Origin of the sequence: Phascolarctobacterium sp. Marseille-Q4147, from assembly GCF_017968825.1 — a bacterium.
In the GTDB taxonomy this organism is placed as follows: domain Bacteria; phylum Bacillota; class Negativicutes; order Acidaminococcales; family Acidaminococcaceae; genus Phascolarctobacterium_A.
Genome location: NZ_CP072874.1, coordinates 1,269,985 through 1,291,478, shown reverse-complemented (window position 1 = coordinate 1,291,478; position 21,494 = coordinate 1,269,985). Strand labels below are relative to the sequence as shown.

Annotated in this window: 23 protein-coding genes and 1 other annotated feature; of the genes, 1 reads left to right on the top strand and 22 read right to left on the bottom strand. The window is 45.1% G+C overall.

What is annotated here, in order from left to right; genetic code table 11:
• Positions 1-69: 69 nt before the first annotated feature.
• From KAH19_RS06130 to KAH19_RS06065, 14 genes are all read right to left on the bottom strand, one after another.
• The gene (locus KAH19_RS06130; RefSeq protein ID WP_210683843.1) at positions 70-2,724 is read right to left on the bottom strand and encodes a valine--tRNA ligase; all 2,655 of its coding nucleotides are present in this window, start codon (positions 2,722-2,724) and stop codon (positions 70-72) included.
• A 41-nt stretch (positions 2,725-2,765) separates the two neighbouring features.
• Positions 2,766-2,978, bottom strand: a binding site (T-box leader).
• A gap of 72 nt (positions 2,979-3,050) precedes the next feature.
• On the bottom strand, positions 3,051-4,370 hold the full coding sequence (locus KAH19_RS06125) for a hypothetical protein (RefSeq protein ID WP_210683842.1): 1,320 nt from the start codon (positions 4,368-4,370) through the stop codon (positions 3,051-3,053).
• 28 nt (positions 4,371-4,398) lie between these two features.
• A complete protein-coding gene (locus KAH19_RS06120; protein ID WP_210683841.1) occupies positions 4,399-4,893 on the bottom strand; it encodes a hypothetical protein in 495 nt (164 codons plus the stop codon).
• Positions 4,894-5,023: 130 nt separating this feature from the next.
• Complete coding sequence (locus KAH19_RS06115) at positions 5,024-5,305, bottom strand: DUF4160 domain-containing protein (RefSeq protein ID WP_210683840.1); 282 nt, start codon at positions 5,303-5,305, stop codon at positions 5,024-5,026.
• Entirely contained in the window at positions 5,289-5,525 is a 237-nt protein-coding gene (locus tag KAH19_RS06110; protein WP_210683839.1) for a hypothetical protein, read from the bottom strand. Before KAH19_RS06110 ends, KAH19_RS06115 begins: the two co-directional genes overlap by 17 nt.
• Positions 5,518-5,799 (bottom strand): hypothetical protein, encoded by a 282-nt coding sequence (locus tag KAH19_RS06105; RefSeq protein ID WP_009144797.1) that lies wholly within the window; start codon positions 5,797-5,799, stop codon positions 5,518-5,520. The genes KAH19_RS06110 and KAH19_RS06105 overlap by 8 nt, the downstream gene beginning before the upstream one ends.
• 222 nt (positions 5,800-6,021) lie before the next feature.
• Positions 6,022-6,561 (bottom strand): hypothetical protein, encoded by a 540-nt coding sequence (locus KAH19_RS06100; RefSeq protein ID WP_210683838.1) that lies wholly within the window; start codon positions 6,559-6,561, stop codon positions 6,022-6,024.
• Positions 6,562-6,706: 145 nt separating this feature from the next.
• The gene (locus KAH19_RS06095) at positions 6,707-7,246 is read right to left on the bottom strand and encodes a hypothetical protein (RefSeq protein ID WP_210683837.1); all 540 of its coding nucleotides are present in this window, start codon (positions 7,244-7,246) and stop codon (positions 6,707-6,709) included.
• A gap of 137 nt (positions 7,247-7,383) precedes the next feature.
• Positions 7,384-7,947 carry a hypothetical protein gene (locus tag KAH19_RS06090; protein ID WP_210683836.1) on the bottom strand — a complete coding sequence of 188 codons (564 nt, stop codon included), beginning with the start codon at positions 7,945-7,947 and terminating at the stop codon, positions 7,384-7,386.
• 182 nt (positions 7,948-8,129) lie between these two features.
• On the bottom strand, positions 8,130-9,341 hold the full coding sequence (locus tag KAH19_RS06085) for an OFA family MFS transporter (RefSeq protein WP_210683835.1): 1,212 nt from the start codon (positions 9,339-9,341) through the stop codon (positions 8,130-8,132).
• A 491-nt stretch (positions 9,342-9,832) separates the two neighbouring features.
• Entirely contained in the window at positions 9,833-10,696 is an 864-nt protein-coding gene (locus KAH19_RS06080) for an IS3 family transposase (protein WP_246869461.1), read from the bottom strand.
• Entirely contained in the window at positions 10,696-11,055 is a 360-nt protein-coding gene (locus KAH19_RS06075) for a hypothetical protein (RefSeq protein WP_210683834.1), read from the bottom strand. Before KAH19_RS06075 ends, KAH19_RS06080 begins: the two co-directional genes overlap by 1 nt.
• A 295-nt stretch (positions 11,056-11,350) precedes the next feature.
• Positions 11,351-12,571 carry an S-layer homology domain-containing protein gene (locus tag KAH19_RS06070; protein ID WP_210683833.1) on the bottom strand — a complete coding sequence of 407 codons (1,221 nt, stop codon included), beginning with the start codon at positions 12,569-12,571 and terminating at the stop codon, positions 11,351-11,353.
• 514 nt (positions 12,572-13,085) lie between these two features.
• Positions 13,086-13,769 (bottom strand): DUF554 domain-containing protein, encoded by a 684-nt coding sequence (locus tag KAH19_RS06065; protein ID WP_210683832.1) that lies wholly within the window; start codon positions 13,767-13,769, stop codon positions 13,086-13,088.
• A 145-nt stretch (positions 13,770-13,914) separates the two neighbouring features.
• Between KAH19_RS06065 and KAH19_RS06060 the strand changes: the two genes are divergently transcribed.
• A complete protein-coding gene (locus KAH19_RS06060; protein WP_210683831.1) occupies positions 13,915-14,520 on the top strand; it encodes a DUF3298 and DUF4163 domain-containing protein in 606 nt (201 codons plus the stop codon).
• 72 nt (positions 14,521-14,592) lie between these two features.
• Here KAH19_RS06060 and KAH19_RS06055 read toward each other — a convergent pair whose 3' ends face one another.
• From KAH19_RS06055 to prfA, 8 genes are all read right to left on the bottom strand, one after another.
• Positions 14,593-15,051 (bottom strand): cytidine/deoxycytidylate deaminase family protein, encoded by a 459-nt coding sequence (locus KAH19_RS06055; RefSeq protein WP_021720267.1) that lies wholly within the window; start codon positions 15,049-15,051, stop codon positions 14,593-14,595.
• 6 nt (positions 15,052-15,057) lie between these two features.
• Positions 15,058-15,678: a uracil phosphoribosyltransferase gene (gene upp, locus KAH19_RS06050; RefSeq protein WP_210683830.1), complete on the bottom strand. Its 621-nt coding sequence runs from the start codon at positions 15,676-15,678 to the stop codon at positions 15,058-15,060.
• Positions 15,679-15,739: 61 nt separating this feature from the next.
• The gene (gene glyA, locus KAH19_RS06045) at positions 15,740-16,990 is read right to left on the bottom strand and encodes a serine hydroxymethyltransferase (protein WP_246869307.1); all 1,251 of its coding nucleotides are present in this window, start codon (positions 16,988-16,990) and stop codon (positions 15,740-15,742) included.
• Between the two features lie 271 nt (positions 16,991-17,261).
• Complete coding sequence (locus KAH19_RS06040; protein ID WP_009146083.1) at positions 17,262-17,819, bottom strand: TIGR01440 family protein; 558 nt, start codon at positions 17,817-17,819, stop codon at positions 17,262-17,264.
• A 70-nt stretch (positions 17,820-17,889) separates the two neighbouring features.
• Positions 17,890-18,336: a ribose 5-phosphate isomerase B gene (gene rpiB / locus KAH19_RS06035; RefSeq protein ID WP_210683829.1), complete on the bottom strand. Its 447-nt coding sequence runs from the start codon at positions 18,334-18,336 to the stop codon at positions 17,890-17,892.
• A 50-nt stretch (positions 18,337-18,386) separates the two neighbouring features.
• Positions 18,387-19,493, bottom strand: coding sequence for an L-threonylcarbamoyladenylate synthase (locus KAH19_RS06030; RefSeq protein WP_210683828.1), 1,107 nt, complete (start codon positions 19,491-19,493; stop codon positions 18,387-18,389).
• Complete coding sequence (gene prmC, locus KAH19_RS06025) at positions 19,456-20,379, bottom strand: peptide chain release factor N(5)-glutamine methyltransferase (protein ID WP_210683827.1); 924 nt, start codon at positions 20,377-20,379, stop codon at positions 19,456-19,458. The genes KAH19_RS06030 and prmC overlap by 38 nt, the downstream gene beginning before the upstream one ends.
• A gap of 1 nt (position 20,380) precedes the next feature.
• Positions 20,381-21,448 (bottom strand): peptide chain release factor 1, encoded by a 1,068-nt coding sequence (gene prfA / locus KAH19_RS06020; RefSeq protein WP_210683826.1) that lies wholly within the window; start codon positions 21,446-21,448, stop codon positions 20,381-20,383.
• Between the last annotated feature and the right edge of the window lie 46 nt (positions 21,449-21,494).

Sequence of the window (21,494 nt, the reverse complement as noted above, 5' to 3'; positions counted from 1 at the left end):
AGCTGCCGCAAATTTTACGGTAGCTCTCCCAAACTGTCTAAAATGTAACAAAAATCACTTCAGTCAGTCTTATAAGGTCTTCAAGTATTCCAGACGCTCGTTAATCGCAGCCTTTTTACCATTCAGCTCTTCAGCCTTAGCCTTCTCTTTTTCGATAACAGCCTCAGGTGCTTTTGCCAGGAAGCCGGCGTTGCCCAGCTTGCCTTCTACGCGGCTCAGCTCCTTGTCGATAGCAGCCAGCTCCTTGTTCAGGCGGGCATTTTCCTTCTCGACATCAATCAGGCCTGCCAGCGGCAGATAAACCTCGATACCAGCTACAACTGCAGCCATAGCATTCTCCGGTTTAGCAGCATTGTCAGCCAGCACAGTCAGCTCGCTGATTGCGCCCATCAGGTGGATGTAGTCAGCGTTAGCCTCGATGCCGTCCTTCAGGTCGGCAGCAGCCAGCATGGTTGCCGGAACCTTCTTTCCGGGCGGTACGTTAACCTCTGCACGCATATTACGGATAGCCTTGATGCTTTCCATGATTGCGCCCATCAGACGTTCAGCCTCGTCGTCCATCAAAGCTTCGTCAGCCTCAGGCCACTTGGAAATCATAATGCTTTCTGTTTCATGCGGCAGGCATTGGTAAATTTCCTCGGTGATGAACGGCATGTACGGATGCAGCAGCTGCATAGCGCTGGTCAGTACGGTTGCCAGAACATGCTGTGCGGTTGCACGCTCTTCAGCGTTTTCTTTATTATACAGACGCGGTTTAGCCAGCTCGATATACCAGTCGCAGACCTCGCCCCAGATGAAGTCGTAAATCATGCGGCCAGCTTCGCCCAGCTCGAACTTCTCCAGCATTTCGGTAACGCTCTTAGCGGTGTGCTGCAGACGGGACAGAATCCATTTATCTGCCAAGGTATACGGAGCCAGCTTAGCGTTGGCATCGTAGCCTTCCATGTTCATCAGAGCGAAACGGGAAGCGTTCCAGATCTTGTTGGCAAAGTTACGGGTTGCCTCTACACGCTCCCAGTAGAAACGCATATCGTTACCCGGAGTGTTGCCAGTAATCAGCATAAAGCGCAATGTATCGGCGCCGTATTGGTCAATAACCTCCAGCGGGTCGATGCCGTTGCCCAGGGATTTGGACATCTTGCGGCCCTGGCTGTCGCGAACCAGACCATGGATGAATACCTTGTCGAACGGAATCTCATGCATGAATTCCATACCCATAATCAGCATACGTGCAACCCAGAAGAAGATGATATCGTAACCGGTTACGAGTACGCTTGTCGGATAAAATTGCTTTAAGAGCGGAGTTTTATCCGGCCAGCCCATAGTAGAGAACGGCCACAGAGCGGAGCTGAACCAGGTGTCCAGTGCGTCCTCGTCCTGGTGGATATGTGCGCTGCCGCATTTCGGGCAAACAGTCAAATCAGTACGGCTGGCGCTCATTTCGCCGCAGTCATCGCAGTACCATACAGGAATGCGGTGGCCCCACCAAATCTGACGGGAAATACACCAGTCACGGATGTTATCCATCCAGCCGGTATAGGTTTTGGTGAAGCGTTCCGGTACGAACTGAGTACGACCGTCTTCAACGCAATCAACAGCAGCCTTAACCAAGGGCTCCATCTTAACGAACCATTGGGTGGAAACCTGAGATTCAACAGCATGGCCGCAGCGTTGGCAGTGACCAACAGCATGGGAATGCTCTTCAACCTTAACCAGATAACCGTCAGCCTTCAAATCGGCAACAATCGCCTTACGGCATTCCTCACGAGTCATGCCTTCGTACTTGCCTGCTTCTTTAGTCATAATGCCGTCCATGCCGATAACAACGATGCTCGGCAGGTTGTGGCGGATACCCATCTCATAGTCGTTAGGATCATGGGACGGAGTAATTTTTACAGCGCCGGTACCGAATTTGGTATCAACATAGCTGTCGGCGATAATAGGAATAATTCTGTCGGTAGTCGGCAGACGCAGGGTTTTGCCAACCAAATCGCCATAACGCGGATCTTCCGGGTTAACTGCTACAGCAGTATCGCCGGGCAGAGTTTCCGGACGGGTGGTAGCAATCATCAGGCTGCGGCCTTCTTCTTCAACTACCGGGTAGTTGATGTACCAGAGATGGCCCGGGTCATCCTTATGCTCAACCTCAATATCGCTCAGTGCGGTGTTGCAGTTTACGCACCAGTTGGTGATACGGGTGCCTTTGTAAATCAGGCCCTTTTCAAACAGAGTGCAGAAAACCTCGCGAACAGCCTTGGAGCAGCCCTCATCCATAGTGAAGCGCTTACGCTCCCAGTCGCAGGAAACGCCCAGATGCTTCAGCTGGTTGATGATGCGGTCACCATATTGCTCCTTCCATTCCCAAACGCGTTTCAGGAACTCTTCGCGGCCCAGGTCATAACGAGTCTTACCTTCCTCTTTTTTGATAACCTCTTCAACCTTAATTTGGGTTGCCAGGCCTGCATGGTCATAGCCGGGCATCCACAGTGTGTTGTGGCCCATCATGCGGTGCCAGCGGATCAGGATATCCTGCAGGGTATTATCCAGTGCATGGCCCATATGCAGCTGACCGGTGATATTCGGTGGGGGGATAACAATACTGAAGGCTTCCTTGCCCTCTTCTACTTCGGCATGAAAATAACGATGCTCTTCCCAGAATTTATACCATTTCTTCTCTACGGAAGCAGGATCATAAACCTTAGGGATATTATGCTCTTCACACATAAAAAAATTCCTCCTTAAAATAAACAAGCCCTGTCCTTTACGGACAGGGCGAATAATCGTGGTACCACCTATCTTCCTTATGCTTTTTGCACAAGGCACTCAATGCACGTAACGTGTGCGCACGTTTTTGCCTACTGCAATGTTCAGCAAAACAGCTCCCGAGCTACACTCACCTCACCGCCACACAGCTTGCACCAACCGCCGCTTCTCTTTAGTGGCTTTACGGAGATAAACCTCTCGTTCCTCGCCTGTAGATATTTTGTTATACTCTATATCTTAGCAAGGAAGAGGTGGGATTGTCAAGAGGAGAAATAAAGCAATTATTCTCACTCCCATGTTTTTTCAGCAAGTATATTGGCTATTTCTTCTGTTGAAGGCAATTCATCAATTCCCAGCAATTTGTTTAAATCAAACACTTTAACAAATCGTGCTCCACCATACGAAGTCTTTTTATATTCCGTCTGGAAAAATTGCTCAACAAAAAAGTATTTATGCGGACATCTAAGCAAATTGTAACCATACTTTTTACCATCCTCTATAGCTTCAAGTATCGTCTGCTTACGTTCATCTGTTATTTCACCCTGTTCAGCACGATACAGTAATACATTATCTGCAAATTCAGTTACAATAACAGCATTCACCTCACCTATAGCTCTTACTGCCTTATCCGTATATAAACCTATATATGGATAGTTTTGCGGACTGTGTGCTAACGTATCATAATAAACATTGGCTTTTTTGTTAAATTGGAATGTAGTCCCAGCACCATACATCTTCATATAAGTACTTCTAGCCGAATCTTCTTTTTCAATTACATTTTTCGTAGCAGGAAGTTCGACATTTTCGCTTTCAATTATATCTTTATCAGCAGAAAGGTTCTTATTTTCACTTTCAATTGCATTTTCTATAACGGAAAGAGTTTCACTATTACTTACCACATTACCTGCAAGAGCTTTTTGCAGCATCTGAAGATATTTTTCATCGCTAATACTCCAACAGCTAGGGTGATACAATGAAATAACCTTGATTTGCTTATCTAATCGAATATAATTTTCTAACAGCCAACGTACTCCATCTCCACAACACACTATTAATTCAGGAGAAATTAATTCTATCTCTTGGCTGATAAATTCAGCATACCGTTTTACATATTCCTCTAAAGTTTTCCATACGCAACCAACAAACCCTCCACGCTTATTCAAATTTATAACTGCGACAGAACGCAAAGCGGCATGGTCTTTATTTATCGTCTTAAAATCATCATTAAAAATAGCATTAGCCAGCATAGAAAGACGCTTAGAGAATATCGTTTCCGGCACTTCACCATAAGCTACCCTGCGATGCCAAAACATAACAGTTTCAGCATTTTTAACAGCTGCTTTATCATCATCATGTTCACCATACCAATAAGCTTCTTTAGCAATAAACAAAACTCTTGGCGAACTTTTAGCAAAACTTTCTTCGTTAATTATCCCATCAGGCAAAAAAGCATAAGCAGGTACATTACCAGCAATATAATCAGTATTAACTTCACACTCATGTGCTAATTTCCACAGAGGCAATAATTCTCCAACACTAGAGCAAGCATTAATATGCTTCTTTTGAAATGGAAATTCAAAATTATTAGTGTTACTTGTGTTAGACATACACTTAACCTCCAAAACTTACATTATGTCAATAATTCTCATTATCGCTGTCAGTGTCCTGTTTAAAATCTTCAGCATAATTATCAAAATGATAGCCATCTTCAAAAGCAGCTAAATCCGCACGATTATTAGTAATTTCTTTAGCTGCATTATAATCTGTCATCATTGATTCCACTTCGTTATAAGCTTTATAATACGCATCATTAACTAAGCTATAATCTTTTTGTTTTTTAGCTACACGCTTACTCTCATTATTATTTTCACTTAATATTCTATTAAATTCTAAAGTACGAGTTTCTTTATTATTAGGATTATAGCGATCTTTCTTCCAAGCAGACACAGCATAAGCATCTGTTTTGGCAATAGGACTAGAGCTAGGAAGCTCAGTTGCTCTAGTATTATCACAAACAGAAGAATTATCTTGCTCAGGCTTCCCTTTCTTAGCGGAATCGAATGCAATCAACGCAACAAATATAATTGGCGCTAAAAAAAGAAAAATTAAACATGGGCCTATTCCTGACATGAGCTACACCTCCAACAAGAATATTTTTAATTCATCTTAATTTGCATTATACTACACACGTTATGGCAAAAACGGCACAGCTACCACAAGCTCTTTCTCTCTAGCCATCTCCCAAATCAAAGGCATATTATTACTTTCCCCTATAATATCCATTATCACTCCATGCTGACCACAAGTCATACATTTCTACATAATGTTCTTTGATAAATCCTTGTATTTTACGTACATCCAAATCATTTAACGTACCTTGCTTCATCAGTTCTGTATCGCCGTTACCTTTTACAAAAAACTTTGCTGAACCCGCTTCTGAAAGTCTTTTATCACTAGCATGTACATGCATACATTCAATAATGCACTTACTTGTAAAATAAAGATAATATCCGCAAACTTTAAAATCAAAGTACTTTGGCATAATCCTTCTCCATATACTTCACATTAGCCTGATAAAGCTTGTTGACTTTATACGCTTCGATATCATCCATATTAGTTTCTACAAGCTCATTATTATAGAAATAAGCAGCATGATCAGGCTTATGCAAATTTATAACAGTTACACCCTCGCCCCTATCAATAAACGCATATCCTTGAACGATAACCTCAGCAGCATCTGCTAATTTTTGAACATCAGCCATAACGCACCTCCACTTTTTTTATCGGCGCTAAAAATTTCTTAGCATTAAAATATAAGTTATCCAGCATGGGAAGCAAATCAATATAGTCTTCAACCACACCTAACTTTTCGTGCAAACAATCAACAACAATGTATCCATATGGAGCATCCCATTCTTTAACTTTTAAATATTTCACTAACCTATCTGATGTTTTAAAACGAAAATCATAACCACCATAAGAAAAAGTCGTAAATCCATCTTTGTTGCTCAAATAAGCTGTATCTTTGTTCTCCATATTTTCACCACCTCATAAATTGCTGATCAGCTCTACTCAAATTATATCACACGAATAACTTTTTGATAACTATTTACCACTTCAAAAAGCCGCCACGCTCACGCGCAGCGGCTCACAGCAGTTCACTTACAACACTGCCACATATACTGCTTTTCATCTGCAGCTTGTGAAGATAAGCATTTCATTCTTAGCAAAGACCATAACACCATTTCAAAGTGCAGCTCAATCAAAGGATTTTCTCACAACATATGTAGTTTTGCCATCAGGAATATCAGGATTCTGCTCGAAAATAGAGCATAGTACAGACGTTAATTTATCGGTAGCAGCCTCTGACTGCATATTGATGGTGTAAACCTGATGCTGATAAACTTCCTTACCTTTGGAATTTTTAAATTTTACCTTATTGTTATGCTTGGGTCCAAGGGCATACAGATAAATAGCATGATATTTTTCATTAGGATTATTTATCTTGGAATCATTGACGAATTTACCATTGTAAGACGGGTGGAATTCAAGCGTCGATGCAAAATCATCAATGTACTTAAGCATTTCCGGCGTAATTTTAGGTGTTTTCGTCACATCCTTAATGTAACTGGGATATCTGTAATATTTTCCGTCCTGAGGTTTTACTACAACATTCTCCACCTTCTTATCGGGCTCAGGCGCAGGCTTTTTATCCTTGGCATCATCACCGCAGCCTGCCGCCAAAAGCAGCGCTACCAGCAGACCTGCTGTAGCCAGATACTTCAATTGCTTTTTCATAAACTTCGCCTCCTTTTTTACATCTGCTTAAGCTTTTTGCTTTTCTCTACGCTTATTATATGATTGGGAGCGAAAAAGCGCCCTACCCCAAAAGCCGTTTTAGGGTAGGACGCTCAAAATTTTTATTAATTTATGCTAAAGCAGGTCAATCAAATCTTTTTTTCACAACATATGTAGTTTTGCCATCAGGAATATCCGGATTCTGTTCGAAAATAGAGCATCTTACAGACTTTAATTTATCGGTAGCGGCATCTATCGTCATATTGATGCTGTAAACCTCCTGCTGATAAACTTCATTACCTTTGGAATTTTTAAACTTGATCTTATTGTTATGATTTGGACCAAGAGCAGACATATTGATATAGTGAATTTTTTCTTCCGGATTCTTTATCAGGGAGTTATTGGTGAATTTGCCCTTGGAATCCGGGTGGAATTTAAGCGTCGAGGCAAAATCATCAATGTACTTAACTATTTCCGGTGTCATCTTCGGTGTTTTTGTCACATCCTTAATGTAATCGGGATATCTGTAATATTTTCCGTCCTGAGGTTTTACTACAACATTCTCCACCTTTTTCTCTGGCTCAGGCGCAGGCTTCTTGTCCTTGGCATCATCCCCGCAGCCTGTTGCCAAAAGCAGCGCTGCAATCAAGCCTGCCGTTGCCAAATACTTAAAATGCTTTTTCATAATGTACGCCTCCTTTATCCAGCAGAATATTTTTTTCTCTACGCTCATTATATGCCTGAGAGCGAAAAAGCGCCCCACCCCAAATGCTATTTTAGGGTAGGACGCTTAAAATTTTTATCGATTTATGCTAAAGCAACTTATTTAAAAACCTTCTTCATAATTGTTCTGCTCTTGCCGTCCGGAATGGCCTCATTCTGCTCATAAACAGAATACTCAACATATACAACTTTATTGGTATCTGCCTTTACAGACATACGGATATGATAAACCTCCTGCTGATATACTTCCTTCCCCTTAGAATTTTTAAATTTGTTATTGCGATTATGATTGCTGCCATTGGCATGCAGCCAGATACGATGATATTCTTCATTTGGTCTGTTAATGCGTGAATCATTAAGGAATTTACCTTTTTCAGACGGCGCCAATTTTACGGTCGAAGCAAAATCATCTACATATTTAATCATCTCAGGCGTCATTTCCGGCGTTTTGGTTACATCATCAAGATAGGACGGATATCTGTAATATTTTCCCTCTGGCGGTTTAACTACCGGTGCTTGGGCTTTTTTATCTACCTTCTGCTCTGTCTTGATGTCCGGCTTATCAACTTTCTTCTTGTCCTTGGCATCATCGCCGCAGCCTGCCGCCAACAGCAGCGCTGCAATCAAGCCTGCCGTTGCCAAATACTTAAAATGCTTTTTCATAATCTACTCCCCCTTTTTTACATCTGCTTAAGCTTTTTGCTTTTCTCTACGCTTATTATATGCCAGGGAGCGAAAAAGCGCCCCACCCCAAAAGCCGTTTTAGGGTAGGACGCTCAAAATTTTTCGTTTTTTTTAGCTAAAAAAGTTATTTTTCAGTGGAAATTGCTTCTTCCGGCAAAAGCTCAGGCAGTTTTGCCCTTCAGCTTGAGCACTGCTGCCAACAGCAGGCTTACTACAAAGCAGGCGCTGAAGAAGTACAGGGTAAAGCTGTAGCTGTGCGTGCGCTCGTAAATTACGGATAAAAGCAGCGGTCCTGCAATGCCTGCCAAGCCCCACGCCGTCAGAATACGTCCGTGAATCGCACTCAGCTGCTTCGTGCCGAACAAATCGCTCAAATACGCCGGCATGCAGGAGAAGCCGCCGCCGTAGCAGGTGATGATAATGAACACCAGCAGTTGGAACATAAAGCTTTCATTTACGCCACCCAAAAGGTAGAAGGCCACAATCTCAATCACGAAAAATGCCAGATAGGTATTCGCACGGCCAATATAGTCGGAAATAGTGGACCACACAATACGGCCGCCGCCGTTCAGCAGGCCGATGATACCAACCATAGACGCCGCCGCAATCGGAGACATACCGATAACCTCCTGTGCCATAGGCGAAGCTACAGCCAAAAGACCGATACCGCAGGTGATGTTCGTAAAGAAAATCCACCACAAAGCATAGAACTGCCAGGTGTGCATAGCCTCCTTCACAGTGTACTGCACATGCTCAGGCATCTGCGCTTTAAACTGGCCCTTGCCTGCTGCAGTTTCCTGCTTTGGCGGCTCCAGATAAAGTGCGGAAGCAGTCATAACTACTGCGTAAATGCAGGCCAGAATCACAAAGTTTTCTACCAGGCCGTATTTAGCAATCAAAATCTGCATCAAAGGACCTGCAACGAGGCTGGCAAAGCCAAAGCCCATAATCGCCAGGCCGGTTGCGAGACCGCGATTATTGGGGAACCACTTTACCAGTGTAGACACCGGCGTAATATAGCCTGTTCCCAGACCGATACCGCCGATAACGCCGTAAAAAAGATATAACAGCAGCAGGCTGTGCTGCGTCAATGCATAGGCCGTACCCAGCAGACCGCTTACGAAAAAGCACATGGATATCAGACCGCTGCGGCGCGGACCGTATTTTTCTACATACGTTCCCAAAAAGCCGGCGGAAGTACCCAGGAACAAAATCGCCAGTGAGAAGGTCCAGGTAACCTCCTTCAGCGAAAAACCCATAGCCTGCATAATAGGCTTAGTCAGTACGCTCCATGCGTATACGCTGCCAATGCTGATGTGAATGCCGATGGCTGCCAGCACGATCAGCCATCTGTTTTTTGTCTGTTGCATCATGAATACCTCTCTTTATAAGTATTACCTAGTCACCCGGGTTTTCCTTTTGCTCCTTATAAAGAAAAAACGTCTGGGCGATTTTGCCCAGACGGTCGGCGCATACATTCATCTGCCTCCACGTGGTCAATTCCACTCATCCGTCAGGAAGCAGACTGCATTAGGTTATGACTCTATTATACACAAATTTCTGCAATTGTCAACATATAGTGTTTTGTTAATATTTTAATACTATATAGTGTAGGAAATTCTCCTTTCCGCCTCACTTCGCTCGGCACCTTCCCCTATGGGGCACAACCCTCAGTCATCGCCTACGGCGATGCCAGCTCCCTTGCAGGGAGCATATAGAAAGTTAGAGTTTCAATATATCATTATATCTTCCCTGAAAGGGAAGGTGGCTGCGAGCTTTGCGAGCAGACGGAAGGGTTGCGATTGCACTAGTCAACAAATTTTAGACACAAATCACAAAAAAATATATAACAAAAATCTCTCTGTTATTCAGCTACACTTCTATAATGCAACTCGCGATATTGAATAGGCGTCAGATAGTTTAAAGAATAAGCAGGACGCTGTTCATTAAAGAAATGAATGTATTCTGTTACTTCATCTACAACAGACTTTTCTCCTGTTACATGAAAATCAGTAAACATTTCTGTTTTTATCCAACCATTAATCGCTTCCATTGCTGCATTATCGGTAGGTGTTCCTGCACGAGACATAGAATGGGTAATGCTATACATTGGCAACAAGTCATTAAATGCCTTAGACGCGTAAACGGAACCTTGGTCTGAATGTAGGATCATTTCATATTCTGGATATTGTTTCTTTAAAGCAATTAAATCCTCCAAACCGCTAATATATGTCATGCGGTCACCTCGTTTAGAAGAAAGAGAATGACTTACAATTTCATTATTCCAAAGGTCCATATACAATGTCAGCTCATAATAAATCCCTTTAACATGAAAAGCAGTCATATCGCTTACAATACATTGTAGCGGTCCATCAATCTGCATTTCTTTCATGAGCAGATTCGGAAAAATCCGGTATGAATCCCCTGGTTTCTTGTATTTGTAATGCTTAGCCTGACTTTTAATACCAGTAATTTTGCAACACTTATGTGCATATGCATCCGAAAGGATAAGACCGGTATCCAGACGAATCTTAGCGTTAAGCCAGCGATATCCGTGAGAAGGATATTTAGCATGGTATTCATTAAAAAGCAAAATATTACTAAGCAGATTCCGCATTTTTGTAGAAGGATGTGAGAGCTTCTTCTTCCATGCATAGAAGCTGCTACGCTGTACATTCATTGTTTCGCATATAAGTTTTACCGGAAATTCGCCAGAGAGTTCTAATATTACTTGGTATTCTTGTTGCCGTATAGAATTACTGTACCATCCCCTTTCACCGCATAGCCTTTTTTTAATCTAGCTTCTGCAATTCTTGCTTTAAGCAACTCACGAATTAATTCTTCCTTGGTCATAGATTGATAATCATCCGTGTTCGCAGAAAGTGCAGGTGCATTGGGACGTATTATATTACATTTTTGTTGTTTACAATTTTTTGCAGGCAGGTTATTCGCATCTCTGTACATACGCATATAGGTACGTGCTGTACCTTCGCAAATATTGTATAACTCTGCTGCTTGATAGCGAGTAATCTCGCTATCATATATTCGGCGACCAATGTCTAATTTTTCTTGTTTAGTGTATTTCATGGTAAACCTCCTGTTTAGACCGAAGTATTGCTTGTCTATTGATATATATATTGGTGTATTCCATTATATATCATCTGTACAAGAAATACCCCCTCTGTGTCTAAAATAAGTTTACCACTTCAAACTTTCGCAAGCTCACCGAACTTTTTTATGCTCCCTGAAAGGGAGCTGGCAAAATCACGCAGTGATTTTGACTGAGGGTTGCCCCCACACACATCAAAAAACGACCGCCCATCCGGGCGGCCGTCTTCTTATACGCGCGTGTTAAATGTTAAGTTGTTGTACGTGGTTGGAATTAGAAAGTGAATACAACTTGAGACCACAGGGTTTGTGCGTCTTTGTTGCCTTCTTTTTGTTCCAGATCATACCATTCAACCTGGCCAACGATGTTCTTAGCGAAGGTGTAGTTAGCAGCTACGCTATAGCCTTTGAAGCCTTCAGCTTTATTGCTGGTGAACAGTTTATTATCAGCAAGGCCATTCATGGTGTGGTCAATATAGGTGGAAGCGCCTTGGTCATAGTATTTAGCAACTAAGCCCCAAGAACCAGCTTTAGCAGCTTTAGCACCTTTGTAGGAAGCAGTTACTACGAAGCCATCATCATCGCCATCATATTTATCTTTGTCGCCATTCAGATACATAGCGCCCAGTTTGAAGTTCTTGTCGAATGCATAGTTAGCAGCAACAGTCCAAATGGTATCGTCAACATCTTTAGCTTCTTTTACATTTTCAAAGTTGTAATAACCAGCAACCAAGGACAGTTTGTCAACTTTGCCGGACAGCTCAGCATAGTAAGTATCTTCTGCATTAGCTTTTGCAGTAGCAGCATCGTTAACGCCATTCATTTGAGCAGCTTTACCATAGCCAGCTACCAATTTAACGTCTTTACCGTAAGCAACTTGAACGCCGTCAAAACGGTTATCATAAACATTACCTTCGGACCATTTTGCATGATAACGACCAGCTTGAACAGCCAGACCGCCGAGCTTACCATTTACATAAGCACGTTGGAATTTGGTATCTTCATTACCAGCGTTGTCTTTCAAATTTTGGATGTTTTCAATCATGCCGGTATATTTCCAGTCATCATTGATTTGGCCATTTACCCAAATACGAGAACGCAGTTCAGTTTTATAGCCTTCTACATCACCATCATTATCAACATAATGATAACGCAGTTCGCCAGTTACTTTTACATTGTCAGCTTTTTTCTCCAGGTTAGCAACGCGAACGCCCAGGTTATCCAGCTCGTCAGCGAATTCAGCAGCCAGTTTGTCAACGTTAGCGCCTTTAGCCATTGCTTTAGCAACGATTTGAGCCATTTCATAACGGGTCATCAGTTTGTCGCCACCGAAGGTGGAGTCGCCGTAGCCTTCGATTACGCCGGCAGCAGCCAGTTTGTTGATGCTGTCATAAGCCCAGTGGCCGGCAGGAACGTCAGAGAACGGGTTAGCAGCGTAAGCGGATGCGGTTACACCAAGAGCCATTGCCATTGCGAGTACTAAGGATTTTTTCATTGTAAATTTCTCCTCTTATCTTAAGAGATTTTTATTTATTACAAAATCCTTCGCAAGTCCCCGCCTGCAAGTCCGGTAAGAGTTGCCTTGTTTCCTCTACCATGCACGAGCTTCGCCTGTTTCAAGGATTTCATAATCAAGGGGTGAAATTATAGATTGGAGTATTTCGTTTTTTGACTTACTCTAATCTAAATCATACTTATATTATAATGGCGGGTGACTACCTAGTCAAGAGATTTTTTCAGAAAATTTTTAACAGAATAATATTTATTCCTATTAAGAATAATAGCAAAAACCACAAACCCGCTCTCTGCATAAAAAAAGCAGCAGTGCCATGCGTTCGGCACTGCTGCTTTCAGAGGGTTGATGTTGTGAAAGGATGTATAAAAAGAAAAGGGGTATTATGTATCAGTCAGTGGGATTTCTAACTGATGAGCTTATTATAAGGCGAACTGACTGATTAGTCAATGGATAATCTGTGAACTTTGCATCGTTTTGATGAACTCTAAAAAAATCATTTTATCGCTGCCATCAGCGCGTAAAAAATTGGTGGCACGATAAGCGCCGGCAACATATTCAGCGTTTTGCAGTCACGCAGCTGCAAAATCCCTAGGCCGCTGCTCATCAGAAAAATGCCGCCCAAAACAGAAATTTCTCCCATCAGCGCCGGCGTCATATAAGGCGCAATCACTCCGGCGAAAAGAAAAATGCTCCCCTGCCACAAAAGCAGCACCAAAGCCGCCGCTGCAATGCCAATGCCATAGGCAGAGCCAAGAATAATCGACGAAACAAAATCAAGCGTCGCGTTGGTATATAAATAGGTATTATTGCCGTTGAGCCTGCTTTCAATCGGCCCTAAAATAGAAAGCGTGCCGATGCAGAACAGCAAAATAGCGGTTGAAAGTCCTTCCGCCAGCTTGCTGCCACCCTTGGCACTCGCCAAAAGCTTGTGAAAGCGGCCGTCGATATCCAGCCAGGTGCCTATAACCGTACCGATGGCGATGCTGGCGATAAATAATACCGGATATGTTGTTTTCGGCATATTGCTGACAAAGGCGTTCACTCCCAGGCCCACGGTCGCCAGGCCAAGGCCGTCGAAAAGCGCTGTTTTGTAGCGTTCGTTAACACCTCTGCTAAGAAAGCTGCCGATTACAGAGCCGGTTAAAATTGCACTTACATTAACGATTGTTCCTAACATTTTTAAGTCCCCTCAAGTTTACAAATACTTCCTGCGCAGGCTACAAAGATTTTACACTTGCCCCGCTCAGGCATCTTTACAGATACCATTTTATTTTATACTATATTAGTACCAAATACAATTCCTACAAAGGGGGTAAACACGAATGAAAAAAACACTTCTCAGCTTATTTTTGGCAATGGCGGTAGCAGCGGGTGCGTCGGCCACACAACAAACCGCAGTCGACAAGGGCGACCGCTTTGACTATAAATATCCTGTTTTCACGCAGGAAAATCCTCAGGCAGCACAGCGCATGAACCGCGATATCCAGAAAATGCTCAGCAAATCACGCAAGGATTTGCGCCAGCCGGATATGCGTGCCGTGGGCAGCAATTATGAGGTGATTTACGAAAATGACCAGTTTGTCTGCCTCACCTTCAACACCTGGTACTATTATGATAAGGCTGCTCATGGTATGTACTATACACACGGCATCGTTTATGACAAGGATACCGGCAAGCGTGTTCCCTACACCCGATTCATGGAAAAGCTGAACGCCGAGCAGCTGAAGCAGGATATTAAGGCTAAAAAGCTGCCTGTATACGGTGCAGATTTGAAAACTGTCAGCGAAGCGCCGTTTATTGACGACATCGACAACTTCAAAGTAAGCAAGGATTATATCATCACCGAGGACGGTCATCTTTATCTGATGTACCAGCCCTACGAGCTTGACTGCTACGCCGCAGGCGTCACCTATGTCAAAGTAAAATAATAAACATAAAAAGCAAAGCACTGCTCTGCATCTCCTGTAAGGAAATGTGAGCAGTGCTTTTTTACAGCATATTTACTTCTTATCCAGCACGCAGATTTCAATTCCCGATGCAGCCATCATATCCTCCGCCAGCTTATCCGGATAAGGATTAGCATAAACAATGCGCTTAATGCCTGCGTTAATCAAAATCTTGGTGCAGACCACACAGGGCTGATGCGTACAATAAATTGTACCGCCGTTGACAGACACACCATGATAGGCAGCCTGCACTACAGCATTCTGCTCTGCGTGAATACCGCGGCACAGCTCATGCATCTGCCCCGAAGGCACATGCAGCTGCTCGCGCAGGCAGCCCGTAACCTCACAGTGAGGCAAATCCTTAGGCGTACCGTTATAGCCTGTCGCTACAATCTGTTTATTTTTGACGATTACCGCGCCAACACTGCGGCGCATACAGGTTGAACGGCTGCTGACTACTCTGGCAATCTCCATAAAGTAATCATCCCAGCCGGGTCTTGTTTTGCGTTCCATAATTTTTTATACCGTACCAAAAATTCTGTCGCCTGCATCGCCCAAGCCCGGAACGATGTAGCCATGCTCATTGAGATGGTCATCGAGCACGACAGTGTAGATAGGCACATCAGGATGTGCTGCATTCAGTTTTTCTACACCTTCGGGAGCAGCAACGAGGCACATGAAGCGCAGGTTTTTCATACCACGCTTTTTGATCTGGTCAATAGCAGCAATAGCACTGCCACCGGTTGCCAGCATCGGGTCAACAACAATAGTATAAGCGTCCATATCCGCAGGCAGCTTGCAGTAATACTCCATCGGCAGCAGAGTCTCTTCGTTACGGCTCATGCCGATATGACCAACATTGGCTTCGGGAATAACACTGAGTACGCCCTCCATAAAGCCCAGGCCTGCACGCAGGATAGGCACAACAGTGACACTGCCTTTAATACGGCAGCCGGTGGTTTCGCACAGCGGAGTGGTAACCTTTACTTCTTCCACAGGTAAATCTCTGGTAGTTTCAAAGGTCAGCAGCGCTGCAACCTCACTGATGATGTGGCGGAAGGTTACGCTCTTGGTATCCTTGTCACGCAGGATAGTCATTTTTGCTTGCAGCAAAGGATGGTTTACTACATTGATTTGCATTGGATATATCGCTCCTTTTCTTATTAAGACGAAGCGGATAAAGCTTTATCGGTCGTCTTAATTATAAATTAGTATATAACGGATACTTAGCGCACAGTGCAGCAACGCGTTTTGCAGCCTCTGCATGCTTATCAGTATCTTCAGGGTTATTGAGCACCAGGCCCATGATAGCCGCAACCTCTTTGAAGTCCTCTTCTTTGAAGCCACGGGTAGTAGCAGCCGGAGTACCCAGACGGATACCGCTGGTTACAAACGGGCTGGCAGGATCAAACGGAATAGTGTTTTTATTGCAGGTAATGCCAATATTATCCAGCAGCTTTTCTGCTTCCTTACCGGTCAGGTTTTTGTTGCGTACATCAACCAGAATCAGATGGTTGTCGGTACCGCCGGAAACAAGACGGAAGCCTTCAGCCTTCAGGCCTTCGGCAAAAGCCTTGGCATTCTTGACAATGTTTTCTGCGTACTCTCTGAATTCAGGCTTCAGAGCTTCGCCAAAAGCAACAGCCTTAGCAGCAATAACGTGCATCAGCGGGCCACCCTGAATGCCGGGGAAAATAGCCTTGTTGATTTTCTTGGCATATTCCTCGTTATTGGTCAAAATCAGACCGCCGCGAGGACCACGCAGAGTTTTGTGAGTAGTAGTGGTAACGATATCAGCATACGGAACCGGAGACGGATGCAGACCTGCTGCAACCAAGCCGGCGATGTGTGCCATATCAACCAGCAGCAAAGCACCGTTAGCATGCGCAATATCAGCGATGCGTTTGAAATCGATAATGCGCGGATAAGCGCTGGCACCGGCAACAATCAGCTTCGGATGATGCTCTTTAGCCAGCTTGTCCATAGCATCGTAATCAATCAGCTCGGTTTCCGGATTAACGCCATAATGAACAACGTTAAAATAGGTACCGGAAATATTTACCGGGGATCCATGGCTCAGATGACCACCTTGGGACAGGTCCATACCCATGATAGTATCGCCGGGTTTCAGGAAAGCAAAGTACACGGTCATATTGGTGCTGGCACCGCAGTGAGCCTGTACGTTAGCATATTCGGCATGGAATAATTTTTTGGCACGTTCAATAGCCAAAGTTTCAACCTTATCAACATATTCACAGCCGCCATAATAACGATGACCGGGGTAGCCTTCAGCATACTTGTTGGTCAGTACGCTGCCCATAGCCTCCATTACCGCGGGAGTAACGATGTTTTCGGATGCAATCAGTTCGATTTTGTCACGTTGGCGGTTCAGCTCCGCATCAATGTAACCTTTCAGCTCAGGATCAACTACGCTAAGTTTTTCCAGATTCATTTTAAGTCCCTCCTAAAAATAAAACATTAAATATCAACCAGTTTTATCCACAGGCTGTGGATAAGCGCTCAGAAATTCTGCTCTACTAAAAGACGCAGATGGTGCCTTATACCATAGGATATTTGTAAATCGTTCACAAGATGCCAAATTCCAACAACGCAGATGATGCTATGGACGATTGTAAATCGCTCAGAAGATGCCAGATGCTAGGCGTCACTGCCGACGGCGTATTTCTATACGTCGAAGCAGGAACAACAACGCAGACGGTGCCTTATGGACGATTTTCCAGGTATTGGGCACGCGGTCCCCCAACTAATGGCGGACGAGTTTTAGCGGCAGTCAGCACTGCTTCGCCAATTTTTTTATATTGCAGGCGTACAGGAACAGCAACTCGTTTGAGATGCATGCCGATGAGCGTCTGACCAATATCAATGCCAAGATGGGCAGAAATTTTTTCTACCACTACAGGTTCAGCAAAATTTTCGTAGGCAGCAGTTGCCATAGCGCCGCCGGCATGAGCCACCGGACGCACGGTAACCTCCTCAAGATTGTAGCGTTCAGCTGTAGCTGCCTCCACTACTAAGGAACGGTTGAGATGCTCGCAGCATTGTACGGCAAGATAAAGCTCGTGTGCATCGCACACTGCCTTCAGCGCCTTGAACATAGCAACAGCTGTTTCACTGCTGCCGCCGGTGCCGATTTTGTTGCCGAGCACTTCACTGGTACTGCAGCCAAGCACGAAAATCTGTCCCTTTTTAGGCTTTGCTATGCTAATGAGCTCTTCAGCAGCTGCTGCAAGCTCCTTAGCTATTTGCATATTTGTTTCCATTGTTGCTTTACTTCTTTTCTGTTTATTTTTCAGAAACGCAAAAATCGTTTAGGCTGCGACGCAAAGACGATTATTTTGCTTCCAAATCCATGATTTTATTTACACGGCGTTCATGACGACCACCGGCAAATTCGGTTTCCAGCCAAGTATCGGTAATCATTTCTGCCAGACCTACGCCCAGAACACGCTCGCCCATGCAGAGCACGTTGGCATTGTTATGCTCACGGCACATTTTAGCGGAGAAAACATCACCGCACAAAGCAGCGCGAATGCCTTTGCATTTATTAGCAGCGATAGAAATACCGATACCGGTACCGCAAATCAGGATGCCCTTTTGCGCACCGCTGGCACCGCTGGTAATATCCTCGCACAGCTTAGCTGCATAGTCGGGATAATCTACGGAATCTTCGCTGTAGGTACCATGGTCAACAACCTCGATGCCTTTATCCTCTAAATATTTTTTGATATGCTCCTTCAGATGGAAGCCGCCATGATCACAAGCCATTGCAATTTTCATAAATAATCTTCTCCTCTCCTGCTTTTTAATGCCGGGATTATCTTTAACCTTTATTGTAACATAAATGACGGTAAATTTACATTATTTTTTAAATGCAGGCTGCCGTTTTCCAGCGTTATGATCTGATAGCCCGCAGCCTTACGCAGGCGGTTCATGATTGCCAGTCCCAAGCCGTCCTCCTCTACGCCTTCGGCGAGGATGACGTCCGGACAGGTACGGTCAAAATCGCGCAGCAGGTAGAACAAATCCGCTGCCAGCTGCTCGCGGCTGTCGCCCCAGCAGGAAAGCTGCAGCTGTTGCTTTTCGACAAGCTCTGCCAGCTCGCTCTCCAGCTCACGTCCGCACAGCACGCCGACGGTTTTACCTTCAGCCAGAGCCTTGGCAATAACCTGCGGCAAACATTTGCAGGCTTCGCCTTCAAACAGGTACACCGGTGCTTTCGGAGCATAATGACGGTACTTCATCCCCGGTGCCTTTGGCTTAAAGTTTTTATCTCCCTGCAGCGCCGGGTCGATTTCTACCGCACCCATAACCTCCGTCAGCATTTCATAGGTAATGCCGCCCGGTCGCAGGATAGTGGGGACAGCACTCGTTGTATCCACCACAGTGGATTCCAGACCGATGCCGCAGTTGCCGCCATCAAGCATACCGGCGATTTTACCCTGCATATCCTCCAGTACATCCTGAGCATTCGTCGGGCTCGGACGTCCGGAAATATTGGCCGACGGCGCCGCAATAGGGCAACCGCAGGCGCGGATAAAATCCTGGGCAAATTTATTGGACGGGAAGCGTACAGCGACAGTTTCCAAACCTGCGCTTACAGCGTCAGGCACAATAGCAGATTTATTGACAATCAGTGTCAGCGGTCCCGGCCAAAAATGCTCCATGAGCTTTTTGGCATTAGCATTCAAGCCGGTAGTCAGCTGCGCAATATCTTCCTTTTTAGCAATATGCAGAATCAACGGATTATCATTAGGTCTGCCCTTAGCAGCAAAAATCTTGGCTACAGCCTCAGGATTCAATCCATCCGCACCCAAACCGTAAACTGTTTCCGTCGGAAACGATACGACCTCACCCGCACGGATCAGTGCCGCTGCCTCCTGCATAATCTCTTGATTATCAGAGTTCTTTTGTAATTTCCAGTAGGATGTTTTCATATTTATCCTCACCCTCTTTTTCTTTTAACGCAAAAACCATGCGCGGTATGCCTGCATAGTCCGGGCGCACGGCAGTTTTGGCAAAGCCATGCTCCAAGCACAGCTTTTGCACAGCCTCGCTTTGGCCGATGCCGATTTCAAACGCCAGCAAGCCATCTTCGGCCAGATGCTCCGCAGCTTCGGCACAGATGCGGCGGTAAAAATCAAGACCGTCCGCACCGCCGTCAAGTGCAGTACGCGGTTCCTGCTGTACATCCTGCGCCAGCGTCGCAATATCGGCAGCAGGAATATACGGCGGATTGGAAACGATGATATCAAATTTTTTCTCTACAGGTACATTGCTGAACAAATCGCTTTGGCGGAAGGCAACACGCTTATCCACGCCAATCGCTGCAGCATTTTCCTTGGCCACTGCCAAAGCCTCGTTGCTGATATCCACGCCCACGCCAACGGCAGCAGGCAGATAATCAAGCAGCGAAACGATAATAGCACCGCTGCCCGTACCGATATCCAGAGCCTTGACGACACCGTCGGCGCGCAGCATCGGAGCAGCCTTCACCAGGCTTTCCACCAGCAGCTCCGTTTCCGGGCGCGGCACCAGGGTAGCAGGCGTAACCTTAAAGTTATTGCGCATAAAAGCACGCTCACCGATAATGTAGGCTAGCGGCTCATGCTTAGCGCGGCGCTCTACATAAGAGCGCATCTTGTCACGCTCCTCCTCGCTTAAAGGCTTGTCAAACTCGGTATACAGCTTGATGCGTTCACATTTCAAGACAGCACAAAGCAGCACTTCGGCATCAAGGCGCGGATTTTCCACGCCTTTTGCTTCAAAGTGCTGCTTAGTCCAGTTTAAGATTTCCATAATTGTCCAAACCGGCTTAACCATTTTATTTCACCTGCCGTAATTGTTCGCTTTGCTTAGCAGTAATCAGCGCACTCAGCAGCTCGTCCAGATCACCGTTGACAATGCTGTCCAGCTTATGCAGTGTCAGACCGATGCGGTGGTCGGTAACGCGTCCCTGCGGATAATTGTAGGTACGGATACGCTCGCTGCGGTCGCCGGTGCCTACCTGACTTTTGCGGTCCTCGGCAGTAGCGGCACGCTGCTCCTCCTGCGCCTGCTCTAAAATACGCGCACGCAATACGCGCATACATTTTTCACGGTTCTTCAGCTGAGATTTTTCATCCTGGCACTGTGCCACGATGCCTGTCGGAATATGTGTAATACGTACAGCGGATTCGGTTTTGTTTACGTACTGGCCGCCGGCACCGCCTGCACGGTAGGTATCGACACGCAGATCTGCAGGATTGATTTCTACATCAACCTCTTCAGCCTCCGGCAGTACAGCCACGGTAACGGTAGAGGTGTGTACGCGTCCCTGGGATTCGGTTTCCGGCACACGCTGTACACGGTGTACGCCGCTTTCGAATTTCATACGGCTGTAAACACTGTCGCCACTGATTTGGAAAACGACCTCCTTGAAGCCTCCCAGTTCTGTCGGACTAGAATCCATAACTTCAACACGCCAACCGCGGGTTTCTGCATAACGCAGATACATACGGAAGAGAACACCGGCAAAAAGCGCAGCCTCATCACCGCCGGCACCGCCGCGGATTTCCACGATAACGTTTTTATCATCGTTCGGGTCGGAAGGCAGCAAAAGAATGGTGAGCTTCTCCTCATATTCTTCAATCTGCGGTTTGAGCTCCTTCAGTTCCTCTTTAGCCATTTCAACCAGCTCTTCGTCATCGCCTGCTGCGAGCAGCTCCTCTGCCTCGTCGCGAGCCTTAATCATATCGCGGTATTCACGATAAGCGGTAACAATCGGTTCCAGCTTGGCATGCGCTTTGGTAGCCTTCAGCCAGTTGGTCTGGTCAGCAATAACTTCGGGGTCACTGATTTTTGCCTCTAAGTCTAAATATCTGTCTTCTAGTGCCTGCAATTTGTCGAGCATTAGAAATTCTCCTCTCAAGTGTTATGTTAGTCTTATAAATTTAATT

Coding starts and splice junctions, on each gene's coding strand:
- KAH19_RS06095 (WP_210683837.1), bottom strand. CDS start 7,246: ATGAAAAAGCATTTTAAGTATTTGGCAACGGCAGGCTTGATTGCAGCG.
- prfA (WP_210683826.1), bottom strand. CDS start 21,448: ATGCTCGACAAATTGCAGGCACTAGAAGACAGATATTTAGACTTAGAG.
- KAH19_RS06115 (WP_210683840.1), bottom strand. CDS start 5,305: ATGCCAAAGTACTTTGATTTTAAAGTTTGCGGATATTATCTTTATTTT.
- glyA (WP_246869307.1), bottom strand. CDS start 16,990: ATGAATCTGGAAAAACTTAGCGTAGTTGATCCTGAGCTGAAAGGTTAC.
- KAH19_RS06130 (WP_210683843.1), bottom strand. CDS start 2,724: ATGTGTGAAGAGCATAATATCCCTAAGGTTTATGATCCTGCTTCCGTA.
- rpiB (WP_210683829.1), bottom strand. CDS start 18,336: ATGAAAATTGCAATGGCTTGTGATCATGGCGGCTTCCATCTGAAGGAG.
- KAH19_RS06125 (WP_210683842.1), bottom strand. CDS start 4,370: ATGTCTAACACAAGTAACACTAATAATTTTGAATTTCCATTTCAAAAG.
- prmC (WP_210683827.1), bottom strand. CDS start 20,379: ATGGTTAAGCCGGTTTGGACAATTATGGAAATCTTAAACTGGACTAAG.
- KAH19_RS06120 (WP_210683841.1), bottom strand. CDS start 4,893: ATGTCAGGAATAGGCCCATGTTTAATTTTTCTTTTTTTAGCGCCAATT.
- KAH19_RS06040 (WP_009146083.1), bottom strand. CDS start 17,819: ATGGAAACAAATATGCAAATAGCTAAGGAGCTTGCAGCAGCTGCTGAA.
- KAH19_RS06105 (WP_009144797.1), bottom strand. CDS start 5,799: ATGGAGAACAAAGATACAGCTTATTTGAGCAACAAAGATGGATTTACG.
- upp (WP_210683830.1), bottom strand. CDS start 15,678: ATGCAAATCAATGTAGTAAACCATCCTTTGCTGCAAGCAAAAATGACT.
- KAH19_RS06070 (WP_210683833.1), bottom strand. CDS start 12,571: ATGAAAAAATCCTTAGTACTCGCAATGGCAATGGCTCTTGGTGTAACC.
- KAH19_RS06075 (WP_210683834.1), bottom strand. CDS start 11,055: ATGAAATACACTAAACAAGAAAAATTAGACATTGGTCGCCGAATATAT.
- KAH19_RS06090 (WP_210683836.1), bottom strand. CDS start 7,947: ATGAAAAAGCATTTTAAGTATTTGGCAACGGCAGGCTTGATTGCAGCG.
- KAH19_RS06100 (WP_210683838.1), bottom strand. CDS start 6,561: ATGAAAAAGCAATTGAAGTATCTGGCTACAGCAGGTCTGCTGGTAGCG.
- KAH19_RS06065 (WP_210683832.1), bottom strand. CDS start 13,769: ATGTTAGGAACAATCGTTAATGTAAGTGCAATTTTAACCGGCTCTGTA.
- KAH19_RS06110 (WP_210683839.1), bottom strand. CDS start 5,525: ATGGCTGATGTTCAAAAATTAGCAGATGCTGCTGAGGTTATCGTTCAA.
- KAH19_RS06060 (WP_210683831.1), top strand. CDS start 13,915: ATGAAAAAAACACTTCTCAGCTTATTTTTGGCAATGGCGGTAGCAGCG.
- KAH19_RS06030 (WP_210683828.1), bottom strand. CDS start 19,493: ATGAAAACATCCTACTGGAAATTACAAAAGAACTCTGATAATCAAGAG.
- KAH19_RS06055 (WP_021720267.1), bottom strand. CDS start 15,051: ATGGAACGCAAAACAAGACCCGGCTGGGATGATTACTTTATGGAGATT.
- KAH19_RS06085 (WP_210683835.1), bottom strand. CDS start 9,341: ATGATGCAACAGACAAAAAACAGATGGCTGATCGTGCTGGCAGCCATC.